This is a genomic window from Alicyclobacillus pomorum DSM 14955, assembly GCF_000472905.1.
GTDB classification, from domain to species: domain Bacteria; phylum Bacillota; class Bacilli; order Alicyclobacillales; family Alicyclobacillaceae; genus Alicyclobacillus_A; species Alicyclobacillus_A pomorum.
Map to the genome: position 1 here is coordinate 162,220 of NZ_AXAR01000005.1, position 25,414 is coordinate 187,633.

Here is a 25,414-nt window from a genome sequence, read left to right on the forward strand (position 1 = left end):
CCCGAGCGGGTCTACGAAACCCGCTCGTTTGTTTCATCACAACATCACGTCGTGCTGGACCATTCCGGAGGAATCTCGAAAATCTCCCCGATAGGAAGCTACCTATTCCATCACAGCAAGCGGACACCGGCAGCCGCCAAGACACCCACAATCATGGTCCACAGGGGATTTTTTGTGAAAAATGCCACCACAAAGGCCAGCACTGTCGCGACGAGGAACGCGACGTCAATGCCGTGGGCTGGATTCACGTGCGAGAAGATGGCGGGACCAATCATGGCGGCAAACACGCCAACCGGTATATAATCCAGGCCTTGCTTTAACCGTGGAGTGAGCTTGATGCGTCGACCCAGCACGATGAACGGAAACCGCGTTGCATAGGTAGCGAGCGAGACGAGAGCGACCAGCCACAGAAACGATCCGTGGGTCATGCACTCACCTCCTCCGCGGATTTCGTGCTGGTGATGGGCGCCGTCACGCCAAATGTAAACGCGATGATGGCGCCGACCAGCACTGCTCCGGTAGTTCCGTACCAGTTGCCGGCGGCGATTGCGCCGAGCAATGCGACGACGCCAGCTGAGACCCGGCGTGGGCAGGTCCACTGTGCGATGAACAAGCCGGTAAACGCGCCGATGTACGCGAAGTCCAGGCCAAACGTTTCTGGGTGGTTGATAAATCCACCGAGCAGGTAGCCGAGGGCGGAGCTCACGAACCACGGGATGAAGACGGCACATCCAGCGCCAGCGAAATACCAGGAGGAAATCGTCCGCGCTCTGGCGGCAACAATTGAGATACTGTAGCACTCGTCCGTCAAACCATGTGACAGGAAGACCAGTGGCCGCCAGGAGATGTGGCGCAAGTAGGGGCCCAGTGACAGTCCGTACAGGATTTGTCGCGCGTTTAACAGGAACACACTACTGACAATGACTGCGAGAACAGCGCCTTGCTGGAGCAGGGCAAGCACCGTGAATTGCGACGCACCAGCAAACAAGAAGACCGACAAGGAAAGAGTCTGCACGATGGATAGGTGGTTTGTGGTGTGGGCCAACGCGCCGTACGCCACACCATAGACGAAGACGCTGACAGACAGGGGAAACCCATCCGCCAAAGCAGCAACAAAGTCCTTCTGCAATCCCCGTTGGTGTGATACGCTTGTGGGAGACCCTGTCGCGCCGAATTCCATGCGGTCACTTTCCTTTCTTTTCTGTATATTATAACATCTATCTGTATCATATATTGAACACGTAGAGAGGCACAAGATGGATCGAGATGAAATTTCCTTACGTATTGGCGAACGCCTGAAACAACTGCGTCAACGCCGAAGCCTTAGCCTCGACGCATTGGCGCAACTCACCGGCGTAAGCAAGCCGATGTTAGCGCAAATCGAACGAGGGGCATCCAATCCGACCGTCGCGACATTGTGGAAGGTAGCGGCCGGTTTAAACGTGCCATTTACTGCATTTGTCGCAGACCATCAGACCGCGCGACTGGTTCGGGCGCACGAGCAAACTGCGTTTTACGAAGACAACGGCCGCTTCCAGGTCTTTAGCACGTACGCGTCCCCGGATGGACAAGTGGAGCTGTTTCGATTGACGTTGCTGCCTGGCGCGTCCCGGGATGCAGAGGCGCATCCCACAGGAGTGACGGAGAGTTTAACGGTGACGCGCGGCTGTCTTCTGGTTCGCGTCTCCGGCGTCGACTACTGCTTGAACAAAGGAGACGCCCTGCACTTTCAGGCAGACGTCACCCATTCCTACCGCAACGCAGGAACTGAAACCTGCGAAGCGAACATGGCGATTTTTTACGCGGTTCCGTGAGCCACTTTGGAATGCTCGTTCGTTCTGTCACATGTGTAAGAGGTAGGAAGGAGAAGGAGAGATGGCCGTGACCTTGACGAGCACGCTGACAGAGGAACTGACTCTGTTTCGACGGACGTTGCATCAGCATCCAGAACTCAGCCTGGAGGAGTACGAAACGACCCGGCGAATTCGGGCGTTCCTGGACAAGCACGGCATTGAGCAACTCGATTATCCGCTGGAGACTGGCGTGCTGGCCGTCGTGCGTGGCAAGCAACCCGGTCCTTGTGTCGCCGTGCGAGCGGACATCGACGCACTCCCGATTCACGAAGAAACAGGCCTGCCGTACGCGTCCCAAGTGGCCGGAAAGATGCATGCGTGTGGACACGACTTTCACACCGCTTGTGCGCTGGGGGCTGCTGTGCTGGCCAAGACAGTCGCCGACAGTGACGCATCGTTTGTCGGTTCCATCCTGTTTGTCTTTCAACCGGCAGAAGAAGCCGGGGTCGGTGCGAACATGGTGTATGATACAGGTGTGTTCCAGGACTTCCAGGTGGGCGCCATCATCGGAGAGCACAACAACCCGCACCTCGAGTTCGGGAAAATTGGCGTGAAATCGGGCCCGTTGATGGGGAGTGTCGACGAGTTCCGGATTGTCATCAAGGGCGTTGGCGGACATGCTGCGATACCGCATCTGGCGGTGGATCCGATTCTCGTCGGCGCAAACATTGTCGCCGGCCTCCAACACGTTGTGAGTCGAGCCGTGTCTCCGCTCGATTCGGTGGTTGTCACCGTCGGGCAGTTCAATGCGGGAACCGCCCGCAACGTCATTCCGCCGCACGCGGTTCTGGAAGGTACAGTGCGTTGTCTCCAGCCAGAGGTTCAAGACTTGGTTGAACGGCGCTTTACGGAGTTTGTGCACGACACAGCCAAAGCGTACGGGGCCAAGGCGGAGGTGGAATACGAACGTCAGCTCCCCGTTGTCGTCAACGATGAAGCGGTCGCCTCCGTGGTTTGGGACAGCGCAGTGAAGGTAGTTGGCGCCGACAACGTGGTGGTGGCTACCCCTACGCTGGGAGGCGAGGATTTCGCACAGTATCAGCAACACCTGCCGGGTTGTTTCTTCTGGGTTGGGACAGGCAAGCGGTACGGTTGGCACCATCCTTCCTTCGACGTGGATGAACGCATGATTTCCACTACCAGTCAGCTGTTTGTGGAAGCAGCGCTGGAGTGGTTACGGCGTAACGCGTAAGAGAATTCCTTTTGATGTGGAGAGATAGACCATGAAAATTGCGTCGTCAGTGCTTGATTTGATTGGAAATACGCCGATTGTCAGGCTCAATCGGATTCCAGATCCGAACGGAGCCTCTGTCTATATGAAGTTGGAATCGTTTAACCCAGGGGGCAGTGTAAAGGACAGAGCAGCCTATCAGATGATTCTACAAGCGGAACAAGAGGGGAAGCTGCGGCCGGGACAAACCACTGTCATCGAACCGACGTCTGGCAATACAGGCATCGGTCTCGCCATGGTGTGTGCGGCGCGCGGTTATCGCTGCATCATCACCATGCCGGACAACGCAACAGAAGAGCGGGTGAAGATCCTCAAGGCCTACGGGGCGGAGGTGTACTTAACACCGGCTGCCCTGCGCATGCAAGGCGCCATCGACGAGGCCATCCGCATCTCGGAGTCGATAGAGGACAGTTTCATTCCGATGCAATTTGAAAATCCGGCGAATCCCGATGCGCACCGCGGGACGACAGCGCTCGAGATCATCGACGCGTTTGATGGTCAGCTGGACGTGTTCTGCTTGACAGCAGGAACGGGCGGAACGGTCACAGGAACCGGTGAAGTCTTGAAGGAGAGAATCCCAGGGCTGAAGATTTTCGTGGTGGAGCCGGCGGGATCGCCCGTGTTGTCGGGAGGTAAACCAGGGCCTCACAAGATTCCGGGGACAGGGCCAGGGTTCATTCCCAAGGTGCTGAATCGGGACATTTACGACGACATTTTGTTGATTCAGGACGAGGATGCTGAAACGATGGCTCGGCGGTTGGCGGCAGAAGAAGGCATTCTGGTCGGTACCTCAAGTGCGGCCTCGGCACACTTCGCCGTGGAAATTGCGAGAACACTGCCGAAAGAAGCGCGTGTTCTGTGCATGGCGCCGGACACGGGAGAGCGGTACTTGTCTTCAGACCTGTTTCCGAGATGACTTCTCCGTCTGCTAAAATATGTATTTTAAAAATAGAGAATGCTTACGTTGTACTTAAAAAAAGATAGGCCAAAAGGCCCATGCAAAGACGCGGCTGGTCGCCTTATACTGTTGGTGTGTAGCAGCGACCTACACTGTACCAATAACCCCTATATTCGCGTTTTTCACGCACCGCCCGATGAAAGGGGCGGATATTTTTTTGATGATGCGGGTGCGGAGGAGAGACGTATACAAGGGGCCGTCCCAAAAGTGCGAAAACACTTAGGGCAGCCCTATGGTCATCGATTCTGTTTCGCGATATTCCTGTACTTTCGGCTTACCGACGACTGGCTGATGCCGAGAGCCTCGGCGGCCCTGCTGGTAGTACCGTATTTTGCCATAGCCAGTGCAATCAGCTCCGCTTCCACCTGTGAAATCGCGTCTTTGAGCGGGATGACCTGTTCAAAGCGCGATGGCGAAGGAGTACGTCCGTGGCTAGAGTGTCGCTGTGTCTTCTGGCTGTTCATCAGGACGTTCTCGACGACCAGAGCGTCAATCACTTCCCCGTCGTTTTTAATCGCCATTCGCTGAACCACGTTTTGAAGCTCACGTACATTTCCCGGAAATTCATACGCTTCCAGCAACTCGATGGCGGAACGTGAAAATCGGAGGTTTCGCTGATATCTCTGATTGAATTGGTGCAGGAAGTGGTTCGCCAGGACAGCAATGTCTTCCTTGCGCTCTCTCAGGGGCGGTACTTCAATGGGGAATACGTTGATGCGATAATACAAGTCTGCGCGAAATTCTCCCTTGTTGACCAACTCCACAAGAGACCGGTTGGCTGCGGCGATGATTTGGACGTCGAATTTTACGGGCGTTGTACCGCCAACCGGATACACTTCCCGTTCCTGAATCGCTCGTAGGAGTTTGCTCTGAATCCCGAATGGGAGATCCGAAATTTCATCCAGGAACAAGGTACCCTTGTGAGCTTTCACAAACAGGCCGATTTTTCCATCTTGCTTCGCACCGGAAAATGCGCCTCTTTCATATCCAAAGAGTTCGCTCTCGAGCAAAGCTTCGGGGATGGCGGCACAGTTGATCTTCACAAATGGCTGATGGCGGCGCTCACTGAGCGAGTGAATCGCGTTGGCGATAATCTCTTTCCCCACGCCCGATTCCCCGGTCAGTAGAACCGTGGTGGAAAACTGTGCAACTCGCTCAGCTTCTCGCATGACTTCGTGCATTGCGGTGCTCACGTAGATGGGGACCGTGCCAGTGCGTTGCGTGACGCGCTGGCGGAGTCCCTCCAGTTCGCGGCGGTAATCCTCACTCTGTTTGCGCGTTCTCTCGAGCTCGCTTTGCAGTCTTGAGACTTCGGTCAAATCCCGCGAAGCGACCACAATCCGTTCCAGTTTTCCCTTCTTCGTGAAGATGGGATTTCCAGCACAAACCATGGGGTACTCGCTTTCGTTGTGCATGAGGGAGACCTTCCGTCGTGTGCTCTGCACTTCGCGGATGACCTGGCAGACGAGTGCTCCGCACGCATTGTACTTCAAAATCTCCTCGCCAATCAGTTCGTGGGGAGGTTGTTTCCAATGCGCGGCGATGTAGTGTTGGCTTGCCCGCAGCAACTTACCTTCGGCGTCGACCACGATGATTTCGTCGTATATGGTCGACAAAATGGCCTCCAAGTCTTGATTCAGTTGACGAACGGAATCCAATTCCAGGGCCATGGATTCGACAGACGGGAGGTCTTGTAAAACCAGTGCAACGCCCGAAATTGAATTGTTGTTGACGAGAGGGACAAAGTCCACCAGGAGTGCAGGTTGACCGTTTTTCGCCGTTATCACCTGGTTGAGCAGCGCGTTGTGTGTGTTTTGCACATACTGGAAGAATCGTGAGCCGAGCAGGTCGTTCATGCGGATGCGGCCCAAATCGGATTCGGTCATGCGAAGCATTCGCAGGGCTTCTTTGTTGCTATTCACCACTGCATAGTTCAGGTCCACAATCATAAGCCCGCGGGGGATGGACGAAAACAGCTTCCGAAGCCAGGCGACGTCGCTGTTTGGTTCGGCAGACACCATCGTCAGGAGAAAATCTTCGCGCAGAATGTACTTCAGGCCGGTGTCGGTGCTGACCAACGTCACTTCGTCGGCCAACACGTCGAGCGCCTGAGCGGTCAGTTCATCCAAGGACACAACGCGCAGAGGCGGACCGGTGATGAGCGGTTCCAGCGACCACTCTTCTCTCGGTCCCTGCATCGCCAGCAATAGCGCGAAGCTCTTCACAGGGAAGAGTTTGTCCTGCTGCGCCATGAACACAACCGTATGGTCCTCCACGCGAATGCGCTCGCATGCCTCGTCGAGGTTTGTGGATTCGTCAATGACGACGGGATCTCGAAGATAGGTTGACAAATTCAATCGCGAAAACACTCCTTATTCATCCGTGCATCACTTATGCAACGGTGACGTATCCGTTTGTTGTCAACATATCACTGGGTGCCTATTTTATCAATCATTCTGAATTGGCATACATTTTGCATGGACGAATAGACGCACGGTCAGAGAGGAGGCGATAGAGTTGCTGCAGGACAGTTCGACGTTTCTTTACAGCAATCCGGACTACGACGCTGCTGCGGTCGTGCTGTTCGGGGTTCCGATGGACTATACGGTGTGTTTTCGACCGGGTGCGAGGTTTGGTCCGGCTCAGATTCGCCAGGCGTCTTACGGTTTGGAGCACTACAGCCTTCAGTTCGGCGACACGTTGTTGCACCGTTCATACCACGATGCCGGAGATTTGGTTCTGCCGTTCGGAAACGTCAACGAAAGCCTGTCCCGTACAGAAGCGTACGTCCGTACTTTGATGAAAGGTGGAAAGGTTCCCTTTGTACTCGGAGGCGAGCACCTCATCTCGTTGCCCGTCATCCGGGCGGTGCATGAACAGTTCCCCGATGTCCACGTACTCCACTTCGACGCCCACGCGGACCTCGCTGACGTTTACTTTGGGGAATCGGTCACTCATGCGACGGTCATGCGGAGGGTCCTCGACTTCCTGCCGAGTTCCCAATTTGCCCAGTTTGGTATCCGCTCGGCCGATTTGCCTGAAGTCGAGTTTGCGGCGAACCTTCGCCACTTCCCAATGGAGGTTGTGAAACCGTTGGAACAGGTGCTGTCTGACTTGGATCCGGCAACGCCGTTGTACGTGTCCGTCGATGTCGACGTGTTGGATCCGGCATTTGCCCCTGGTACGGGGACGCCGGAAGCCGGGGGGATTACACCGCAAGAACTGTTCTCTGCGTTCGGGTTGCTCCGAGGCAGAAACGTCGTCGGTGCTGATTTGGTGGAAGTTGCGCCTCAGTTGGATCCGACAGGATGCACTTCCGTTCTCGGCGCAAAAATTGTTCGCGAAATGCTGGTCACGTTGTTCGAATGGGCCACGGACTTCGCGGCCGTGCCCGAATCTACGAGTCACGTGCACCGGGCGTAAACAGTAGATGGAGGAGAACAAACATGCCGAATTACGAAAGCGTACGCAACTACACAGAGAAGGTGTTGTCTCTCATCTCGCAAGACGAAATTGACAGCGATGCGGCCAAGTGGGTCACGAAGGAAACGTTGGATGGGTTCCGCGAATACGTGAACCCCGGGTTTTTGGAATATCGGAAGTCGGTCACGCTCGGTACGCTCGATGCAGCCGTTGAGTGGGCGGACTCTGGTCCCAACGGTTTTCGCGACGTCAACGGCAAGGAATACATCGACTGCTTGGGCGGGTTCGGAATTTATAACGTTGGGCACCGCCATCCGAAAGTCGTCAAAGCCGTGGTAGACCAGTTGAATCGCCAAGCTTTGCACAGTCAGGATCTGCTCGATCCGCTCCGCGCCATGCTGGCAAAAATCCTCGCCGACATCACGCCTGGCGACTTAAAGTACTCTTTCTTCACGAACAGCGGCACGGAATCCGTCGAAGCTGCGCTGAAACTGGCCCGCGCGTACAATCCGTCAAAGCCTACGATTCTCGCTGCAACGAAGGCGTTCCACGGGAAGAGTTACGGTTCCTTGGCGGGAACTGCCAAGGGAGTGTTTCGCCGCCCTTTCATGCCCATGATGCCTGGCTTCCGCCACATTGCATTCAACGACATCGACATGCTGCACAAGACGATGCATGCGTGCAAGATGGTCGGAGAAGACGTCGGTGCCGTGTTGCTCGAGCCGATACAGGGAGAAGGCGGCGTGAACATTCCGGAAGACGACTACTTGCCGACCGTCCGGGAACTGTGTAACCAGTACGGCGCCTTGCTGATCCTGGACGAAGTCCAGACGGGCATGGGGCGCACGGGCAAGATGTTCTGCAGCGAACATTACGACGTCGCTCCGGACATTTTGTGCCTCGCCAAGTCGTTTGGCGGAGGTGTCATGCCTGCGGGGGCGACGGTCGCGACGGAGGAAGTGTTCTCTCGACTGTTTGACAATCCGTTCCTGCACACCACAACGTTCGGGGGCAACCCGCTGGCATGTGCGGCTGCGATTGCGAACATCCACGTACTGATTGAAGAAAACCTTCCCGCGCGCGCGGATGAACTCGGGAGGTACATGTTGGACGGTCTGCGCGAAGCGGTCAAAGGGCACGAAGATAAAGTGCTCGATGTCCGTGGCAAAGGGTTGTTGATGGCGTTGGAGTTCGTCGACGATGCCATCGGATTCGAGGTGGCGAAGCATATGTTCGAAAACGGCGTGCTGGTTGCAGGAACACTGGTGAACGCGAAGGTGATTCGGGTGGAGCCGCCGCTCACCATTTTGCACGAACAGGCGGATCGGGTGTTTGAAGTGTTGGCTGACGCATTGGAAAACACGCGAGTGACTGTATGAGTGACAGGACGGTGGGACGGGGTATGGCTACGGCCTTTCCCACCGACATCTCGTTCTGAAGATTCGGAAGGGCGGCGATACATGACATGTCCGGGAAGAATCAATTGAAGCACAACGTCCTATCGAAAGCGGATTCAGTCATTATGGGGATTGCGGGAACTGCCCCGGCCTATTCACTGTCAGCGAGTACGGCGGCACTGATTGGTGCAGTCGGCTTGATGGGGCCAGGGTCCATCCTGTACGCAGCCATTGTCATGTTCGGCATTGCCTTTGCGTTTATGTACCTCAACCGCTGGCGCTCTGACGCAGGGGCGAGTTATGCGTGGGTAGGCCGCGCGATGAATCCCTCACTTGGGTTTATGAGCGGATGGGGACTGATTGTTGCGACGTGTTTGTTCATGATTGCTGGTTCGCTCCCCGCTGGCTCCGTAACGCTGGATTTGTTGGCGCCATCCCTGAAGGACAACGTGATGGCCGTGACCTTGGTCGGCGCAGTATGGTTTCTCGCCATGAACGTGCTCATCATGGTTGGCATTCAAATCACGGCAAAATTCCAGAAGGTCATGACGATTGTCGAAGTCGCCGCGCTGATGGTGATTGCGGTCGGAGCCTTTGTCAGGTTTTCCGCCCACCCTGTTCAGCCCTTCTCGTGGTCCTGGTTTGCACCAACTGGCTTCAACTTCAACACGTTCATGGCGGGTTCTCTTGTGGCCGTCTTTTATTACTGGGGCTGGGACGTGACGGCGAATCTAACGGAAGAAACAGAAGACCGGACTCGCGCTCCCGGGCTAGGCGGTGTACTCGGCATGATAGGCATCTTTGTGCTGTTTGAACTCATGCAAGTGGCCATGCAAATGGGGTTATCGGCGGATCAGATTACCAGCGCGAGCACAAACCTGTTGCCCGTTGTCGGTGACATGATTTTTCCGCGCCCTTGGGGAAATATCGCCATCTTGGCGGTCCTCATCAGCACGGTTGCCACGCTGGAAACTTCGTTGTTACAGGCGAGCCGGACGCTGTTTGCAATGGGACGTGACCGGGTGATTAGCGCAAAGTTCGGAGAACTTCACCCACGCTTCCAAACCCCGTGGTTGGCCGGCATTGTGATTGGAATTATTGCGTTGATGATGTTTGTTCTCTCAAGTTTCAGTTCCGGGGTCAACACGCTCATGACCGATGCCATCAACGCCATTGGACTGCAGATAGCGTTCTACTACGGCCTGACTGGATTTTCCTGTGCCTGGTACTACCGACGGCTCTTGACGCGTGACATCAAAACCTTTTTCATGCGGGGACTGTGGCCAGTGGGCGCCTCCGTGTTCCTGTGGTGCGTTGCGTTGTACGACATCCCGCAGTTGGGGCTTTTGACCGACACCATTGGAATTGGCCTGCTGATTATCGGCCTCGTTCCATTGGTGTATTATCGGCTGAAATACCGAAGCCCGTTTTATTCTTCCGGACTCGAATTCAGCAGTGCTGAGACGGTTTCTGCGCCAACGACACCGGTTTAAATTCATTGCAGGAGGGATTCAAGTGGATAATTATCTCGCGAATTTGAGACGCGCAAACGATGGAACCTGCTTGATGTACATCAATGGAGAGTGGACGTCAGCATGGGACGGAGGACGGCGCCCCGTCGTCAATCCAGCCAACGGTGAAGTGGTGGCGTACGTGGCTGAAGGTACGATGCAGGACGCGGACAGGGCGATTCGTGCCGCTCGCCGCGCGTTCGACGAAGGCGGCTGGGCGGAGACGACAGCGCAGGACCGGGCGAGGATACTCTTCCGCGCTGCAGAAGCCATCGAAGCCAACGCGGCAGAACTCGCAGCACTGGACACCCTGTCCTGCGGCAAGCCACTGCGCGAGTCAGAAGCGGATGTCACCGATGCCGCCAACTGCTTCCGCTATTACGCGGGACTGGCCACCAAACCCACTGGTCAGGCTTTTGACGTTCCGGCTCCATCGCAGACGTTTGTGGTGCGTGAACCTGTGGGCGTTTGCGGCCAAATTATCCCTTGGAACTACCCGCTCCTCATGGCGGCTTGGAAGCTGGCTCCGGCGTTGGCTGCGGGCAACGTCTGTATTCTCAAACCATCGGAACTCACCCCGCTCTCCGCGCTGCGACTAGCAGCCTTGTTGGAAGAGGCGGACATTCCACCAGGGGTCGTCAACGTGCTTTTAGGGGCGGGACCTGTCGTGGGGAACGCGCTCGCCGAGAGCCATTTGGTAGACAAAGTCGCGTTTACGGGAGGCACGGTGACTGGGCGCAAGATTATGCAGGCCGCGACGGGGAATCTCAAAAAGATCTCGCTAGAGCTAGGCGGAAAGTCGCCAAACATTGTCTTTGCGGACGCCGACTTCGAGACTGCCGTCGACTATGCATTGTTTGGCATCTACGTCAACACTGGCCAAGTTTGCTCGGCGGGTTCACGGTTATTGCTGGAGGAATCCCTTTATGACCGCTTCATGGAACGGCTCGTGGAACGAGCGAAGCAGATCCGGGTTGGAGACGGATTTCATCCAGATACGGAGATGGGACCACTGGTCTCTGCGCAGCATTTGTCCAAGGTGCAGCAGTACATTGCACTTGGGCTGGAAGAAGGTGCACGCCTGGCTTGTGGCGGCAGCCGCCCTGCGGGGTTGCCTGAGCGGGGGAACTTCCTGGAGCCCACCATCTTTGTGGACACCCGCCCTGACATGAGGATTGTCCAAGAAGAGATTTTTGGGCCTGTGTTGGTGGTACAGACATTCAAGGATGAGGAGGACGCGGTTCGGCTGGCAAACGATACGGTCTATGGGCTCGCCGCCGGCGTTTTTACGGCTGACACAGCGAAAGCACACCGCGTGATCAAGCGCGTTCGCGCCGGCATCACCTGGATCAACACGTACCACCCGACGTACAACGAGGCGCCGTGGGGCGGATACAAGCAGTCCGGCATCGGACGTGAACTCGGGACGTTCGGCTATGAAGAGTACACGGAAGTCAAGCAAATCAACGTGAATCTTGCAGTAGAACCGACAGGTTGGTATCGGAGGTAAGTTTCATCGGGATCTACGCACGTTGAAATTCGATGTACGTCCACTTGACGGGATTGAGGTGAAGTGTCTATGGACCCGAATGTCACAATGGACAGGGATGCGGAGGACCTGGCTCGGTTCGGATACAAGCAGGAGCTGAAGAGAAATCTATCGTTTATATCCAACTTTGCCATTGCGTTCTCATTCATCTCAGCGACGACAGGAATTTTTAGTTTGTTTGGGTATGGCCTGACCACAGGAGGACCAGCCTTTGTATGGACTTGGCCGATTGTTTTTGTCGGGCAATTACTGGTCGGTCTTTCAATGGGAGAGGTTGCGTCTCACTACCCGATTGCGGGCTCCATCTACCAGTGGGGGAAACGGTTGGTGAGTCCGACCTATGCCTGGTTCGCAGGGTGGATGTACTTGATTGCACTGCTTGCAACCATTGCAGCTGTCGACTTTGGCGCTGCTCCATACATTGCTCAGTTTGTTGGTTGGGATGCCAGCAGCCAGACCGTGTTGGTGCTCATCACAGCCGTGATCATCCTGTTGCAGACGGTCTTGAACGTGTACGGCGTTAAAGTCGTCGCCTTCATTAACAATGTTGGAATGGTGGCCGAGATTGTCGCCATGATTGTTCTGGCTGGCGCGCTCTATGCGTTTGGGATGCACCACAGCTTTTCGTACACGTTCAATACTGGAGGGACAGGGGCGAAAGGCGGGAGTTACCTGCCGGTGTTTCTCGCTGCAATGCTGACATCCACATGGGTGCTGTACGGGTTTGACTCGGCAGGCAGCCTGGCCGAGGAAGTGATTAACCCCCGTCGCGTCGTTCCGCGGGCTATCATCTCGGCACTCGGCCTCACGTTTGTCATCGGCGCCCTCGCGCTCTGGGCGTTTGTACTCAGCATTCCGAACCTCTCCGACGTGCTGAAGGCTGATGTTCCGCTCACGTATATCTTGCAGACGAATTTAGGGAGCGGTGTGGCATCTGCTTTCATTGGGGTTGCAGTGATTGCCATCTTTGTCTGCGGTACAGCGGTTCAGGCTACCGTGTCGCGGCTTCTGTACTCGTTCGGCCGCGACCAAAAAATCCCTTTGTCCAGGCTCTGGGTACACGTGTCGAGGCGGTTCGACACGCCAGTGCCAGCCATCGTTTTCAGTGGTTTGTTCGCCGTTCTCCTGATTCTGTCAGCGTCTGCAGAGGCGTACATCGTCAACATCTGCGTGGTGGGCATGTATCTGGCCTATCTCAGTGTCCCGGTGGGCTGTTTGATTGCCAGACGCCGGGGGTGGAACTCCACCGCGTCGCCGTGGAACCTCGGTCGCTTTGGCCTGCCTATCAACCTTGTTGCGGCTGCTTGGGGAATCTTCGTCGTCATCAACTTGTGTTGGCCCCGCAATCCCGGAACGCCGTGGTACAGTAACTACTCTGTTCCGTTGTTGGCAGCGATTGCTATTGTGGTTGGCGCAATCTACTACTTCTCGGTGGTTCGTCCCCGTGAAGTGCAGAACACCGACATGAGACGTGTGGGGACATGACAGGTGATGGATGGAGGTAAGGTGTAGGGACAAAAATCGGCCCAATCCGGGCCGATTTTTGTCATGTCACAGGTTTTCACCGCATGTTCATCTGTACAGGTGTACAGGGCATGTAGTTGGACGTACTTGATATGAGAGGATGTTACTGAAAACTCAGTTGTTGATGGTGATGGTCGTATTGCCTTCGTTGGTGACGGCTTTGGAGCTGCCGGTCGATGTGCTTGCGCGGCTGCTTCCCGAAGCCGAAGCACCACTGGTGGAGCCGCTGACTGTCTTGCTGGATGTGAGCTGGCTTTTCAGCGTGGCGACCAGATTCTTCAACTCGTCCGCAGCTTTTTGCATCGCTGCAGTCTTTGCTTTCACACGGTTGTCGGCCGTGCGAACTGCCTGCAGTGCGCGTGCGAGGTCACCGTGCTTGCCGGCTTCCATGGAGGATTTGACCTGCTTATCTTCATCAGCTTGTGTGCTCAAAGCCTTTTTCAGATCTGTGAGGATGGTCTGAATCCCCTGATTTCCGGCTTGTACGGCGGTCGCATTGCCGCTGGCAATCGCTTGTTCCATGACTTGCACGTACGCTTGTCCCTGTTTCAACAGAGCCTGACGGGCGGCTTGTTCCGCCTTCTGGTCCTTATGTAGTTGGTCAATGGCAGCGTGCAACTGATTCAGCTGCGCTTTATGCGTATCTACGACAGCTTTTTTCTCACTGTGCTTGTTGTCGTTGTCCTTTTCAGCCTTTTTGTCATTGTCCTTCTCAGCCTTTTTGTCATTGTCCTTCTCAGCCTTTTTGTCATTGTCCTTCTCAGCCTTTTTGTCATTGTCCTTCTCTGCCTTTTTGTCCCCATGCGCGTGCGCGTGTTCCTTATCGTCCGCAGCTTTTGGCGCGGTGGGGGCTGTTGCAAACATGGTCAGCAGTTGATCCAGCTTTTGATTGTCCTCGTCGTGGTCCCGGTCTACGTGCCGCGTGGCCTCCACGTGTGTTTTGCCATGGTTGTCATCCGCATATGCGACACTCGTGTTGAGCACAAACGGGGCAGCGGCGCTGGCAGTCAGCAGAACGGTGGAAAGAGCGCAAATCGATTTTTTCACGTGAATTCCTCCTCGTGTAACGAAAACGAAATTTGTGTATTTCGGCGATTTGCAAAATCTCGATGAACGGATATCTAGCGAAATTTTGCAAAACACTCATTTTAGTTTTGAGAACAATCGTTCATATGTTTGCTCTCAATCCGTGCGTGTCAATGAAGTGTGTTGATAGCATTCACCAGTTGGTTGACGTTGTTTTGTGCTTCGCTTTTGACACTGCTGGGTACTGTGCTGTTCACCCCTTTCCCGTTGACCGCGTGGTGTGCGGGTGTGTTTGCAGGATTTGACCCTGTTTCTGCCACGCGATTCGTGGGAGCCGGGGTGAGGGGAACCGATTTGTGCACTGAATTGTCTGAGGAGCTGCCTCCTCCACATGCCGTCAACGCCAGCACCGGGAAAACGCAGACAACCAGCGCGCGAAGTCTTTTCATGTTCACAGTCATCATCCCCTTGTTCCTGACTCCCAAGATTCATTCATAGTTTCGAAGGGGAAGCGTGGGGTGTGAGGGTCGGTGAGTTTCGTCTCGTCAAATTTCGACATGATTGAGAAATGAAAATAGCCGCCAAGCGGCGACTATTCGGGGGTTTAGGGAATCTACAGTTGCGCTTCACAGACAGGTCTGCAGTCGGTACTTACTGAGTGAGTCTTCGATATCGTCGAGCATATCCTCGCAACGTTTCCAGGCCGTAGACCAAGCACGCAGCACCCACAAAAATGGCGACATGCCACAGTGCGTGAAGGAAACGTATGGATTCCATGCGTTGCTGTAACCCTGGAAAATAAGCGGAAACCAGCAAAATCACGCCTGCGTAGGCGAGGAGAGTTGCCTGGCCGGTTGTGCGTTTCACGAACTCACCCCTCCGTCATCCAGTTCTCGTACAGCCACGAATCCATGCGCCCACCACGCGGTTTGCAAGCCGACGAGGGCGCCAGCGAACAGGTATAACAAGTGCACCAGATAGTGATGGATTGGGCCGGTTTCGCTCCAGGCTTGCACACCTGGCCAGCAGGCCAGAATCAATGCCAGGACGGCAACGACAATGGTCGATGGAACGTACCGCATAGACTTCCTCCTTTGCCGACAGTACTCGGCAACCAACGCTGTCCTTGGGTGAGATGCCGGGGGGTGTCCCGGACTCACCTCTCTCACTCTAGTTATTGACAAATTGATCTGGTGATAAACTTGCAAGATGCCATCACAGCCGACATTTACGAAGGACGCCAGGTTCCATTCGGCTACACCGGAAGGTTTCGGAAGCGACCTACGACCTCGGTCGTGTCAAGGATACTGATGAACGCGTTTGGATCAATGCCGATGCACAGAGCTTTCAAGTCAGCGAGTTCGATACTGGTCAGTGTGCACATAAGAACACCCACCTCGGCATGCGTGTATGCGCCGGAGGCATTTATCAAGGTACTGCCGCGTTGCAGGTGATGGGTAATCGCCTGCGCAATGTCTGACGCCTTGGTGCTGACGATGAGGGCAGTTTTACGGTTTTGGTAATGCATGAGGGCGTTTATGACGCGAGACGTTGCAAACATGGCGACTAACGTATACATGCCTGCGGCGACACCGAAGACGGTCATGGACAAGAGGACGATGATGACATTAATCGCAAACGAAACTGCTCCGACGCTTTTGCCTGTTCGCCGGTGCAACACAAGGCTCAGGATGTCGGTGCCACCAGCGGAACCGCCGACGCGTAGAATGAGTCCACTTGACACGCCACCAAGAACGCCACCGTATAGGGCCACGAGCAGGGGGTCTTGAGGCAAGGTGAAGTGAATTTGAACGAGGTCGGTAAACGCGGAAAAGCCAACGATGCCGACGCCGGTCAGCAGGATGAAGCGCCGCCCGAGATCCCGATAACCCAAGATAAACAGCGGCACGTTGAAGAGAAAATACATGGTACCGATGGGCCAGTTGGTATAGTGGTGGATCATCTGTGCGAGACCTGTCAACCCACCGGCGAGAATGTGCCCCGGTACGAGCAAACTGTTGACAGAGACGGCGCCGATGAAACACCCCACGAGTACCAAGACCACCCGGATGATGTACGTCCACACCGGATGTTTGGTGGGCTGGATGATGTAATCCATGGACAATTTTTGTTGCTGCAAGGATAGTGCCCCCTTTGAACACGTGGATGCTGTGAGCGATGGCTCGAAGCGGCCAATTGCTCCTTTCGAACACGCACTAATAATGTATCGTACCTGTGGCGGTTGCCAAGTCCTGTGATGTCCTCGTGTATAATAAAACAAGTGGTTTCGGACAAAGTCGTGGAGGACGATTCATGAGCACGAAACATGAGAAAATCGTGAAATATATAGAGTCGCTTCCGGTCGGCACCAAAATCAGCGTCCGCCAAGTGGCGAAAGCCCTGCAGGTCAGCGAGGGCACGGCGTACAGAGCCATCAAGGAAGCAGAGGCACAAGGCCTTGTGAGCGCCATGGACCGCATTGGCACGGTGCGCATTGAACGGCAGCAAAAGAAAAACATAGAGCGCCTGACTTTCGCCGAAGTGGTCAACATTGTTGACGGCACGGTGCTCGGCGGGCGTGACGGGTTGCACAAGACGCTGCATAAGTTCGTCATCGGCGCCATGCAGTTGGAAGCTGCGGCGCGCTATATCGAACCCGGCAGCCTCATGATTGTTGGAAACCGCGAACTGGTCCAAAAGATGTCGTTGGAACACGGCGCGGCCGTGTTGATTACGGGCGGGTTTGAGGCGTCCGAAGAAGTGCAACAGTTGGCCAACGAACAGCAGTTGCCGATTATCTCGTGCACCTACGACACCTTTACCACGGCCACGCTGATTAACCGCGCTATCTACGACCGCCTTATCAAGAAAGATATCCTGTTTGTCGAGGATGTACTCGCAAATCAACAATTGGCGGCTTTGCATAGGGGACAAACGGTCAAAGACTATTTCACTATCGTCGAACAGACCGGACATGCGCGCCTGCCGGTGGTGGACGAGGATTTCCGTCTGGTCGGCATTGTCACCGCACGCGACGTGGCAGACGCTTCGGTCGACGACAGCATTGAGCAGTACATGTCCCGGCAGCTGCACGTCGTATCGCCAAAAACCCCGATTGCCTCGGCGGCGCACAAAATGGTCTGGGAAGGTATCGAGTTGCTTCCTGTGGTGCAGAATCGAAAGTTGGTCGGCGTGGTGAGCCGCCAGGACGTGATTAAAGCGTTGCAGCTGATGAACCGCCAGCCTCAGGTCGGCGAGACCGTCGAGGGCATGGTGGTGGGCGGCTTCGAAGAAGTCTGGAACGACGACAAGAGCTTGTCATTGTTCGGCGAGGTCAATGCACAGATGACAGGATCTGTGGGCACGCTCGCCATGGGGCCGCTGACCACCTTGATTGAACACAGCGCGGTCCTGTGCGTTCAGCGAAACCGCAAAGTGGATATGGTGGTGGAGAACGTCACGTTGTACTTCCTTAAACCGGTTGCGGTCGACACACGAATTGAAGTGCGAGCGCGCATTCTCGACTTCGGTCGGCGCTTTGCCAAAGTGGACGTCGAAGTATTTTCCGGTTCCGAGCGGACAGCGAAAGCGTTGTTGACGACCCAGATGCTGGAGAGGTGAGCTTTGTGGCTGATTTTGTACACCTGCACGTCCACAGCGAATACTCTCTACGCCAGGGCGCCGTCCGCATTGCGGATCTCGTTCGGAAGTGCCGCGAGCTGGACATGCCGGCCGTCGCTGTCACGGACACCAATGCGTTATACGGAGCGGTTACGTTTTACCGTGCGGCGAAGGCGGAGGGTGTGAAGCCGATTGTCGGTGTGCAACTCTCCGTTGGCTTCGACGAGGACAAGGACGTACTGAAGGAAGGACGTCCTGGCGGACCGGCTGTCGATGCCGCAGTATTGCTCGCCAAAGACTTTGCGGGATATCAAAACCTGGTGCGGTTGGTGACGTTGGCACAGTCGCGGCCGCGCCATCCCTTCGTGACGTTTTCGGAACTCGCCACGCACTCCCAGTCTCTGATTGCTTTGATTGCCGGCGGGGAATCTGAGATTCTGCGTCAATTTTCTGCGGGGAACCCGAGGCAAGCGGAAATCTGGTTGAATCGGTGGACGTCAGCCTGGCCAAAGGACGATTTATACATCGACATCCAGGATCACGGAATTCCCGAAGAGCGGCAAGGATTGCCGGCGTTGGTGCGTTGGGCGCGGGCACATCAGCAGCAGGTGGTGGCCACCAACGACGTCCACTACCTAGCGCCGGAAGATGCCGAGGTGCAGCGCGTCCTGGCTCAATTAGAGGGACACACCAACCCTCACCTGCTGAAAGGGGATCGCTACGACCTGGCTTCCCCAGCAGAGATGGTGCACAGGTTTACGCATCTGCCGGAAGCCGTCCGCAACACCCTGGTCATCGCAGATCAGTGCAACTTGGAACTGCCGGTGGGGCAAACACTGCTGCCCCAATACCCGACGCAAGGGGATGAGCCTTCCAGTCAGGTCCTCCGCCGAGCTGCCGAAGTGGGGGCTCGGCAGCGCTACGGCCAGATGTCTCCCGAAGTTCGCGAGCGGCTCGACTACGAGTTGTCGGTGATTGAGCGCCTGGGCTTCGCCGATTACTTTCTGGTGGTGGCGGACTTTATCCGGTACGCGCATAAGCACGGCATCTCCACGGGCCCGGGCCGCGGATCGGCAGCGGGAAGCCTCGTTGCGTACGCGCTGCGCATTACCGATGTGGATCCGCTGCGCCATAATCTGCTTTTTGAACGCTTTTTAAACCCTGAGCGCGTGTCTTGGCCGGACATTGACACGGACTTCGAGTACGAGCGGCGAGGTGAAGTTATTCAGTACGTGGTCAGCCGCTACGGTGCGGACAGAGTGGCACAAATCGGGACCTTTGGGACCCTGGCAGCACGCGCAGCCATTCGAGATGCGGGCCGGGTGCTGAAGACCGACCCGGCCGTGGTGGACCGGCTGGCGAAACTCATTCCGTCACATCCGGGCGTGACGTTGCAAAAGGCGTACGAGGAAGTGCTGGGGATTGAGGCACTGCTGCAATCCAATCCACATGCTCGACAAGTCTGGGACACAGCAAAGGGATTGGAAGGGTTTCCGCGGCATACGTCGGTGCACGCGGCAGGGGTGGTGATCTCACCCATTCCATTGACCGACCTGGTGCCGGTGCAGCCAGGTGCGGACGGTACGCCGGTGACACAGTATGCGATGGAAGATATCGAATACCTCGGCTTGATGAAGATGGACTTCCTAGGTTTGCGCACATTGACGTTGATTGACGCCTGTGTGGCCAGTGTTGAGCGAAGAACGGGGCGGCGGCTGGATTGGAAATCCATCTCTGAGTCGGACAAAAAGACGTTCGACATGCTCACGCGCGGCGAGACGGAAGGATGCTTTCAACTGGAGTCCGGCGGCGTGCGCCGCGTGTTGCGCGACTTGCGCCCAACGCGGCTGGACGATTTGGTGGCCGTGATTTCCCTGTACCGGCCCGGGCCGATGGAGAACATTCCCACGTTCATCGCGGCGAAACACGGTCGGACACCCATTCATTATCCACATCCGGATCTTGAACCAATATTGAAGGACACGTACGGCGTCATTGTGTACCAGGAACAGATCATGCAGATTGCCTCGTTGATGGCTGGGTTTACGCTCGGCCAGGCGGACCTGTTGCGGCGCGCCGTGGGGAAGAAAAAGCGGGATGTACTGGACGCCGAACGGTCTCGGTTCGTGGAAGGATGCCTACGCCGTGGATACGACGAAGCGGTGGCCAACAGTGTATACGACCTGATTGTTCGCTTCGCCGATTACGGCTTCAACCGATCCCACGCGGCCGCATACGCTGTGCTGGCGTACCGGACCGCGTATTTGCGCGCGCATCACACGCCTGACTTTTTGGCGGCCCTGCTCACGATGGTCATGGGCGATGCCGCCAAAACGCGGGATTATATCAGGATTGCCAAACAAAACGGCATCCGCGTGTTGCCGCCGAGCATACAAAAGAGCGACTACGGATACACCGCAGAATCCGAGCGGGTCATCCGAGCAGGATTGCTCAGTGTGCGCAATGTTGGCCGGGGCGCCGTCGACGCCATCCTGTCTGCGCGGCGCGAGGCGCCGTTCACCTCGTTGGCTGATTTCTTGCGCCGCGTGAATTCCCGGGCGTGCAACCGAAAGTCGGTAGAGAGTCTGCTGGAGGCCGGGGCGTTGTCCGAATTTCTGCCAGATGGCGCTTCGCTGGAAGCTGCGAAAGACATTCTCGAAGAGGCCTACCGGACGGCGGAAGAGGGCAAAGCGTTGGTTGGCCTGGGGCTGGACTTCCGTGATGGCACATCGTCGACCAGTGACACCGCGCCCATGATGCTATTCATTCGGTATGACTCTGGGAAACTGGGGGCAGATGGATTGAAGCGCATCCAGCAGGCCCTCAAGCGGCACACCGGCGACATCGGCGTTGCGCTGTACGATAGATCCCGCAAAAAGATGCGGATTCTGGAGTCAAAATGGAGTGTCACCCTTTCAGCGGAATTGATTGGGGAACTCGAAGAGCTCGTTGGGATTGGCAATGTGAAAACAGGGCATCAGCCCAGCAAAACAGGTCATTCATCACTGTGACGGTCTGTTTTGGGTGCGCAACAGATACCTTGTCGGCATAAATTGTGGACACAGCCCGTATCGTGGAATGGACGGCAGGTTGCGCTCCATGGTCTTGCGAGCGCGAGTATCCCGTTCGCCCTTGATACGTCCCTGCATTCTGGGCTTTGTCAGCGCTGTAAACATTCTAAGGGGAGGTGACTGGCTCTTCCCAAGCGGAGGGCCAGGCAAGTCATGAAGTCGACCATTGTAGAGTTGCTGGCCACAAGGGGTGTCACAGTACAGGACATTGCCGAGATTGTATACGAGTTGCAGCGCCCCTATTACAGCCAGCTGTCGTTAGAGGAATGTCTGGACAACGTGATGCACGTGCTCAACAAGCGCGAAGTGCAACATGCCATTTACACCGGCGTAGCCTTAGACATGCTCGCCGAGCAAAAGGCCTTACCTGCTCCGCTGCAGTCCATTATGGAGCAGGATGAACCGCTGTATGGCGTGGATGAGATCCTCGCCTTATCCATCACCAATGTGTACGGCTCCATTGGTTTGACCAACTTTGGTTATCTCGACAAGATGAAGGTGGGTGTGATTGGCCGACTCAACAATCACGGTTCCGCCATTCACGTGTTTTTGGACGACCTGATTGCCGGCGTGGCCGCGTCAGCAGCCGCGCGCCTGGCGCATCAACACGTGGCAAAGTCGTACGAGATGGACGATGACGCACCGCAAGAGTGAACGGTCTGGCGTGTGCAAAACACCGATTTCCAAAATCGTGATATAATGGGCGTTATCTCGAAGGAGATCCCGGTGTGTCAGTACAGCGGAAGCATCGAGTACTTCTTTGTTTGGCGGGATGTAGACACTGTGATATGATTTCATAGAAGTTCGTGTCCGCACCGGGGGTTAACGCTGACGAAGCGACACGCTTGACCCCTTTTCGGACATCCTGTAGAAGTTCGGGCATCATTGTCTCATCAGACCTAGGGATACCATACCTTGGAGTCGCAGGGAGAGAAGACTATGTGGACCGTGATCTACATCGCCCAGTCGGACAAACAGGCGGAGCAGATTCGCAACAAACTGATAGATGAAGGATTTTTGGTGAAAGTTCGTCAGACGAACGTTTCCAAGCAACAGTATGAGATTTTGGTACCAGAAGCGGAGCTCGATGAAGTGCAGGAAGTCTTGAACGACGTCCTTCACTCCTCCTTCGACCACCACAGCCAGCCCTGACGCGCCAACGCGAGCACCAGGCGCGTGGTTTGGCATGCTCATGTTGCCCGGAACGGAACACTGGGCCATGGACGGTGGCAGGGCATGGACAATGATGAGGTGACAAGGTGTTAAAAGACTTGTTCCATAAAAAACGTCATTATGCAACCATTGGCCGGCAGAGCGACGCGCAGCCGGGTGCGGGCGCCAAGGACGCCGCGAAAGATAACATTCCCAAAGGGCTTGTAAACAAATGTAAATCATGCGGATCGATTCTGATTGCAAGAGAATTACAGAAGAACGCGTACACGTGTCCGAACTGCGGGTACCATTTTCCCGTGGACGCTTACACCCGGGTTGCACTGACGCTGGACGACAACGCGTTTTTTGAGTATGACGCGGACGTCACGTCGGAAGATCCTCTCTCCTTTCCTGGCTATCCGGAGAAGATCAAGCAGGCACAGGAAGTCTCAGGTCTTCGCGAGGGTGTCGTGACGGGAGAGGGCACACTGGAAGGACACCCGGTGGTCATCGGTGTCATGGACAGCCGCTTCATTATGGGAAGCATGGGATCTGCCGTCGGCGAAAAGATTGCCCGCGCGATGGAGCGAGCCCTCGAGAAACGCTACCCGATGATTCTTTTCACAGCGTCTGGCGGGGCGCGCATGCAGGAGGGCATTCTGTCGCTGATGCAGATGGCCAAGACCAGTGCCGTATTGGAAAAAATGCACAACGAAGCGGTCTTGTTTATCTCCGTGATTACGCACCCTACCACCGGCGGGGTCAGCGCCAGCTTTGCCAGCCTTGGCGACATCATCATTGCGGAACCTGGCGCGTTGTTTGGTTTCGCAGGGCGCCGCGTGATTGAGCAGACAATTCGCCAGAAGTTACCGGACGACTTTCAGACTGCAGAATTTATGCTGAAACACGGAATGATTGATATGGTAGTTCCACGCAAAGATATGAAGTCAACGCTTGCGACCTTGCTCCGTGTGCACTCGGCAAGGGGGTGGGCGCGTGTTGAATGAGTTGGAGTTCGAAAAGCCGATTGTGGAGCTCAAACAGAAAATTGAAGAACTGCGCCGCTTTATGTCCACAAGCGGAATTGATTTGTCAGGGGAGTTAAAAAAGCTCGAAGATCGGCTGGAAGAGTTGACGGAGAGCGTCTATTCCAACTTATCACCCTGGCAGCGCGTGCAGCTCGCGCGACAACCCGGTCGCCCGACCACGCTAGATTTCATCCAGGGGATTTGCACAGAATTTGTTGAACTCCACGGCGACCGCAATTTCCGGGATGATCCCGCTATTGTCGGTGGCGTCGGACTGATAGGCGACAAACCGGTGACCATCATTGGGCACCAAAAGGGACATGACACGAAGGAGAATATTTACCGCAACTTCGGTATGGCCAATCCGGAAGGATATCGCAAAGCGTTGCGTCTTATGAAGCAGGCGGAGAAGTTTGGCCGTCCCGTTGTGTTCTTCATTGATACAAAAGGCGCCTATCCTGGCATGTCTGCGGAAGAACGCGGCATCAGCGAAGCGATTGCGACCAATTTGCGCGTGATGGCCGGACTGAAGACGCCGACGGTGTCGTTTGTCATTGGCGAAGGCGGCAGCGGGGGAGCGCTCGGACTGGGCGTGACGGACAGGATTTTTGTTGTCCAGTACGCCTGGTACTCTGTGATTGCGCCAGAATCAGCGGCAGCCATCCTGTGGAAGGACAGTGCACAAGGTCCGCGTGCGGCCGAAACGATGCGGATTACGGCGCAGGATTTACTGGAGCTCGGGATTGCCGATGAAGTCATCGAGGAACCTCGCGGTGGAGCTCAACAAAATCCGCAGGAAATGGTCGCTCGTGTCAAGGAAAAAGTATTGGAAAGTTTAGCAGAACTCACTCAGATCCCTATTGCCGAACTGTTGGATGCGCGGTACCATAAGTACAGGGATATGGGGATCTATAAGGAACGGTAAGGGAGTGTCCACCATTTGGTGGGCACTGCGTTTGTGTCGTGTGGGACTTTTTTTGTCCCTGAGGGACAGAATTGGCATACGTTGTTCCAGAGATGGGCGTGGAGATCACAAGCTGGAGGCGAAGCAGCGTGAAGAAGATTGCAGTAATGACCAGTGGCGGGGACGCACCGGGGATGAATGCTGCCGTACGAGCGGTGGTTCGAACCGGTATATTCCATGATATGGAAGTGATTGGCGTTCGCAGGGGGTTCAGCGGACTGATCAACGAAGAGTTGCAGCCGATGACGCTGGGCTCCGTCGCCGACATCATTCAGCGCGGTGGCACCATTCTCTACACTGCACGCTGCGAAGCGTTCAAAACGCCAGAGGGGCAGAAGCGCGGTTACGAGGTTCTGCGGAAGCACGGCATTGAAGGACTCGTCGTTATCGGCGGGGATGGATCTTTTCACGGTGCGGCGGTATTGGCGAACATGGGCATTGCTACGGTCGGGATACCGGGCACCATTGACAACGACATCTCGTGTTGCGACGAGACCATAGGATTTGACACAGCGGTCAATACTGCAATAGAGGCGATTGATAAGATTCGTGATACGGCCACGTCCCACGAGCGTACCTACGTTGTGGAAGTAATGGGCCGCAACGCGGGGGACATCGCGCTGCACGTCGGACTCGCGGGTGGCGCCGAGTCTGTGTTGATTCCGGAAGTCCCGTATCGCTTGGACGACGTCATTCAAAAGTTGGAACGTGGTGTCGCGCGCGGCAAAAAGCATTCCATCATCCTCGTTGCGGAAGGTGCGGGAAACGGCATCGAAATTGGAAAATACTTGTCGGAGCATACTGGGTTTGAGGTGCGCGTGACGGTGCTGGGGCACATCCAGCGGGGAGGTGCGCCTTCCGCGCGGGATAGACTGCTGGCCAGCAGACTCGGCGCGTACGCGGTGGAGTTGCTGCAGTCGGGTGTCAGTGGGAAGATGGCTGCCACTCAGAATGGAGCGCTGGTGGCCGTGGACTTTGAAACGGTCTTTACAACTCCGCGGCAGCCGGATATATCGTTGTACAAACTCGCGGATATGCTGTCGATTTGACCAAACTTCCGGCGGTATGTCCATCTAGACGGCCGCTGTTTGGGATACTACACGAAA

The 25,414-nt window shown here is 55.7% G+C and carries 23 protein-coding genes; 15 read left to right on the top strand and 8 right to left on the bottom strand.

What is annotated here, in order from left to right; translation table 11 throughout:
* Positions 1–110 precede the first annotated feature (110 nt).
* Both YWK_RS22115 and YWK_RS18740 read right to left on the bottom strand, forming a co-directional pair.
* Positions 111–428: an AzlD domain-containing protein gene (locus tag YWK_RS22115; protein WP_026964251.1), complete on the bottom strand. Its 318-nt coding sequence runs from the start codon at positions 426–428 to the stop codon at positions 111–113.
* Positions 425–1,180, bottom strand: a complete 756-nt coding sequence (locus tag YWK_RS18740; RefSeq protein ID WP_051375295.1) for an AzlC family ABC transporter permease — start codon at positions 1,178–1,180, stop codon at positions 425–427. Before YWK_RS18740 ends, YWK_RS22115 begins: the two co-directional genes overlap by 4 nt.
* A gap of 76 nt (positions 1,181–1,256) precedes the next feature.
* On the opposite strand from YWK_RS18740, the gene YWK_RS0107075 reads away from it, so the two are divergent.
* From YWK_RS0107075 to cysK, 3 genes are all read left to right on the top strand, one after another.
* Positions 1,257–1,814 carry a helix-turn-helix domain-containing protein gene (locus YWK_RS0107075; protein WP_026964252.1) on the top strand — a complete coding sequence of 186 codons (558 nt, stop codon included), beginning with the start codon at positions 1,257–1,259 and terminating at the stop codon, positions 1,812–1,814.
* A 61-nt stretch (positions 1,815–1,875) separates the two neighbouring features.
* Positions 1,876–3,045, top strand: coding sequence for a M20 metallopeptidase family protein (locus YWK_RS0107080; protein WP_051375297.1), 1,170 nt, complete (start codon positions 1,876–1,878; stop codon positions 3,043–3,045).
* Positions 3,046–3,076: 31 nt separating this feature from the next.
* Positions 3,077–4,000, top strand: a complete 924-nt coding sequence (cysK, locus tag YWK_RS0107085; RefSeq protein WP_026964254.1) for a cysteine synthase A — start codon at positions 3,077–3,079, stop codon at positions 3,998–4,000.
* A 278-nt stretch (positions 4,001–4,278) separates the two neighbouring features.
* Here cysK and YWK_RS0107090 read toward each other — a convergent pair whose 3' ends face one another.
* Positions 4,279–6,399: a sigma 54-interacting transcriptional regulator gene (locus tag YWK_RS0107090; RefSeq protein ID WP_051375299.1), complete on the bottom strand. Its 2,121-nt coding sequence runs from the start codon at positions 6,397–6,399 to the stop codon at positions 4,279–4,281.
* 160 nt (positions 6,400–6,559) lie between these two features.
* On the opposite strand from YWK_RS0107090, the gene speB reads away from it, so the two are divergent.
* From speB to YWK_RS18755, 5 genes are all read left to right on the top strand, one after another.
* Positions 6,560–7,465 (top strand): agmatinase, encoded by a 906-nt coding sequence (gene speB / locus YWK_RS18745; protein ID WP_245578538.1) that lies wholly within the window; start codon positions 6,560–6,562, stop codon positions 7,463–7,465.
* Between the two features lie 23 nt (positions 7,466–7,488).
* A complete protein-coding gene (locus YWK_RS18750) occupies positions 7,489–8,844 on the top strand; it encodes a putrescine aminotransferase (protein WP_035466305.1) in 1,356 nt (451 codons plus the stop codon).
* Between the two features lie 86 nt (positions 8,845–8,930).
* A complete protein-coding gene (locus tag YWK_RS0107105) occupies positions 8,931–10,355 on the top strand; it encodes an APC family permease (protein ID WP_026964256.1) in 1,425 nt (474 codons plus the stop codon).
* A gap of 73 nt (positions 10,356–10,428) precedes the next feature.
* Positions 10,429–11,883: an aldehyde dehydrogenase family protein gene (locus tag YWK_RS0107110; RefSeq protein WP_035466391.1), complete on the top strand. Its 1,455-nt coding sequence runs from the start codon at positions 10,429–10,431 to the stop codon at positions 11,881–11,883.
* Between the two features lie 69 nt (positions 11,884–11,952).
* Positions 11,953–13,407: an amino acid permease gene (locus tag YWK_RS18755; protein WP_051375300.1), complete on the top strand. Its 1,455-nt coding sequence runs from the start codon at positions 11,953–11,955 to the stop codon at positions 13,405–13,407.
* Positions 13,408–13,560: 153 nt separating this feature from the next.
* Here YWK_RS18755 and YWK_RS0107120 read toward each other — a convergent pair whose 3' ends face one another.
* The 5 genes from YWK_RS0107120 to YWK_RS0107140 all read right to left on the bottom strand — a co-directional run bounded on the left by YWK_RS0107120 (position 13,561) and on the right by YWK_RS0107140 (position 16,612).
* Entirely contained in the window at positions 13,561–14,493 is a 933-nt protein-coding gene (locus tag YWK_RS0107120; RefSeq protein WP_026964258.1) for a hypothetical protein, read from the bottom strand.
* Between the two features lie 149 nt (positions 14,494–14,642).
* Positions 14,643–14,927 (bottom strand): hypothetical protein, encoded by a 285-nt coding sequence (locus tag YWK_RS0107125; protein WP_026964259.1) that lies wholly within the window; start codon positions 14,925–14,927, stop codon positions 14,643–14,645.
* A 196-nt stretch (positions 14,928–15,123) separates the two neighbouring features.
* Positions 15,124–15,339: a hypothetical protein gene (locus tag YWK_RS0107130; RefSeq protein ID WP_026964260.1), complete on the bottom strand. Its 216-nt coding sequence runs from the start codon at positions 15,337–15,339 to the stop codon at positions 15,124–15,126.
* On the bottom strand, positions 15,336–15,554 hold the full coding sequence (locus YWK_RS18760) for a hypothetical protein (protein WP_035466307.1): 219 nt from the start codon (positions 15,552–15,554) through the stop codon (positions 15,336–15,338). Before YWK_RS18760 ends, YWK_RS0107130 begins: the two co-directional genes overlap by 4 nt.
* 173 nt (positions 15,555–15,727) lie before the next feature.
* A complete protein-coding gene (locus YWK_RS0107140) occupies positions 15,728–16,612 on the bottom strand; it encodes a YitT family protein (RefSeq protein ID WP_245578539.1) in 885 nt (294 codons plus the stop codon).
* A gap of 173 nt (positions 16,613–16,785) precedes the next feature.
* Here YWK_RS0107140 and YWK_RS0107145 point away from each other — a divergent pair, with 173 nt between their 5' ends.
* From YWK_RS0107145 to pfkA, 7 genes are all read left to right on the top strand, one after another.
* Positions 16,786–18,093: a DRTGG domain-containing protein gene (locus tag YWK_RS0107145; protein WP_026964262.1), complete on the top strand. Its 1,308-nt coding sequence runs from the start codon at positions 16,786–16,788 to the stop codon at positions 18,091–18,093.
* A gap of 5 nt (positions 18,094–18,098) precedes the next feature.
* A complete protein-coding gene (dnaE, locus tag YWK_RS18765; protein ID WP_051375302.1) occupies positions 18,099–21,104 on the top strand; it encodes a DNA polymerase III subunit alpha in 3,006 nt (1,001 codons plus the stop codon).
* Positions 21,105–21,317: 213 nt separating this feature from the next.
* Positions 21,318–21,818: a phosphatidylglycerophosphatase A family protein gene (locus tag YWK_RS0107155; protein WP_026964263.1), complete on the top strand. Its 501-nt coding sequence runs from the start codon at positions 21,318–21,320 to the stop codon at positions 21,816–21,818.
* A gap of 285 nt (positions 21,819–22,103) precedes the next feature.
* A complete protein-coding gene (locus tag YWK_RS0107160; protein ID WP_026964264.1) occupies positions 22,104–22,316 on the top strand; it encodes a hypothetical protein in 213 nt (70 codons plus the stop codon).
* Between the two features lie 107 nt (positions 22,317–22,423).
* A complete protein-coding gene (gene accD / locus YWK_RS0107165) occupies positions 22,424–23,323 on the top strand; it encodes an acetyl-CoA carboxylase, carboxyltransferase subunit beta (protein WP_026964265.1) in 900 nt (299 codons plus the stop codon).
* The gene (locus YWK_RS0107170) at positions 23,313–24,269 is read left to right on the top strand and encodes an acetyl-CoA carboxylase carboxyltransferase subunit alpha (protein ID WP_026964266.1); all 957 of its coding nucleotides are present in this window, start codon (positions 23,313–23,315) and stop codon (positions 24,267–24,269) included. The genes accD and YWK_RS0107170 overlap by 11 nt, the downstream gene beginning before the upstream one ends.
* A 128-nt stretch (positions 24,270–24,397) precedes the next feature.
* Positions 24,398–25,357, top strand: coding sequence for a 6-phosphofructokinase (gene pfkA, locus YWK_RS0107175; protein WP_026964267.1), 960 nt, complete (start codon positions 24,398–24,400; stop codon positions 25,355–25,357).
* Positions 25,358–25,414 lie beyond the last annotated feature (57 nt).

Bases quoted from the DNA above. Each gene is read 5' to 3' on its own strand.
- YWK_RS18755 (WP_051375300.1), top strand. From the start codon at position 11,953: ATGGACCCGAATGTCACAATGGACAGGGATGCGGAGGACCTGGCTCGG.
- YWK_RS18740 (WP_051375295.1), bottom strand. From the start codon at position 1,180: ATGGAATTCGGCGCGACAGGGTCTCCCACAAGCGTATCACACCAACGG.
- YWK_RS0107075 (WP_026964252.1), top strand. From the start codon at position 1,257: ATGGATCGAGATGAAATTTCCTTACGTATTGGCGAACGCCTGAAACAA.
- YWK_RS0107155 (WP_026964263.1), top strand. From the start codon at position 21,318: ATGAAGTCGACCATTGTAGAGTTGCTGGCCACAAGGGGTGTCACAGTA.
- cysK (WP_026964254.1), top strand. From the start codon at position 3,077: ATGAAAATTGCGTCGTCAGTGCTTGATTTGATTGGAAATACGCCGATT.
- YWK_RS0107145 (WP_026964262.1), top strand. From the start codon at position 16,786: ATGAGCACGAAACATGAGAAAATCGTGAAATATATAGAGTCGCTTCCG.
- YWK_RS18760 (WP_035466307.1), bottom strand. From the start codon at position 15,554: ATGCGGTACGTTCCATCGACCATTGTCGTTGCCGTCCTGGCATTGATT.
- YWK_RS0107160 (WP_026964264.1), top strand. From the start codon at position 22,104: ATGTGGACCGTGATCTACATCGCCCAGTCGGACAAACAGGCGGAGCAG.
- YWK_RS18750 (WP_035466305.1), top strand. From the start codon at position 7,489: ATGCCGAATTACGAAAGCGTACGCAACTACACAGAGAAGGTGTTGTCT.
- YWK_RS22115 (WP_026964251.1), bottom strand. From the start codon at position 428: ATGACCCACGGATCGTTTCTGTGGCTGGTCGCTCTCGTCTCGCTCGCT.
- YWK_RS0107110 (WP_035466391.1), top strand. From the start codon at position 10,429: ATGTACATCAATGGAGAGTGGACGTCAGCATGGGACGGAGGACGGCGC.
- YWK_RS0107105 (WP_026964256.1), top strand. From the start codon at position 8,931: ATGTCCGGGAAGAATCAATTGAAGCACAACGTCCTATCGAAAGCGGAT.
- YWK_RS0107080 (WP_051375297.1), top strand. From the start codon at position 1,876: ATGGCCGTGACCTTGACGAGCACGCTGACAGAGGAACTGACTCTGTTT.